The sequence below is a fragment of the Methylobacterium sp. WL18 genome, from assembly GCF_008040015.1.
Lineage (GTDB): Bacteria > Pseudomonadota > Alphaproteobacteria > Rhizobiales > Beijerinckiaceae > Methylobacterium > Methylobacterium mesophilicum.
The window spans coordinates 1-967 of the sequence record NZ_VRVD01001064.1; the positions used below are offsets into that span (position 1 = coordinate 1).

Sequence of the window (967 nt, forward strand, 5' to 3'; positions counted from 1 at the left end):
CCGTCAGGGCGACGCCGCGCCCGGCCGTGACCCGGCCGTCGAGGCTGGCCTGCCCGTCCGATAGGGCTCCCTTGGCGCTGGCATCCACCGGCGGCAGGCCGGCCTGACGGGTCTGGGGTGCCACGAGTTTCGAGACGGTGAGCGCGTAATGGCCCTCCGGACGCCCCGCGGGGCCGTGCAGGTCCGCATCGCCGTCCACCGTGCCGGAGAGGGCGAGATCGGGCGCGGCGATCCGGGCCAGCGACAGCGGCAGCGCGCGGATCGCCACCCTCAGGTCGAGGTCCTTGCCGGCCCGGCCCGAGACCGTGACCCGGCCGGTGCCCGCCGCGATCGACAGCCCCTCGATCACCGCGCCGCCGTCACGCAGAGTGACGGAGGCCGGCCCGGTCAGGGCGAAGCGGTCGCCGCCGCGGGCGGCCGAGAGGCGCTGGATCTCGATGCGGGTGTCGTCGTCCGGCACGACCCGGACCGCGCCGTCGAGGTTGAAACCGCGCGCCTTGGCGGTGAGCGTCACGTCGCTGTCCGCCGGGCTACTGAGCGCGGCGAGCCGGACCGTGTCGATCTGCTGGCCGGCGGCGAGGAGGCGGTCGGCGTCAAGGCGCCCGTCGAGTGCCGGGTGGGCGCGCAGGTCGCGGCCCTTCAGGTCGGCATCGAGGCGGTTGAGGCCGTAGGCGCCGTAGCGCAGGGCGGCGCCGGTCGCCCGGATCGCGGCATCCTGACGGCCTCCGTCCCGGGCGAGGGTGACCGTGGCGTCGAGCTGCCCGGCCACGGGCTCCGGGGCGAGCGGCGAGATGTCGGCGAGATTGGCTGCCTTCACGGACAGCGTACCGGCCGACAGCCAGGTCTCGGCCGCCACGGTGGCGTTGCCCGAGACGGCCACCGAGCCGAGGTTGAGGTCGAGCCGGTCGAGCACCCAGTCGGGCCCGGCCTTCGCCACGTGGGCGCCGCCGCGCAGCGCCTTGCCGGC

Annotated in this window: 1 pseudogene; it reads right to left on the reverse strand. The window is 76.1% G+C overall.

Annotated elements, in window-relative coordinates:
• Positions 1–967: pseudogene (locus FV228_RS30915) on the reverse strand (hypothetical protein); the annotation flags it as partial.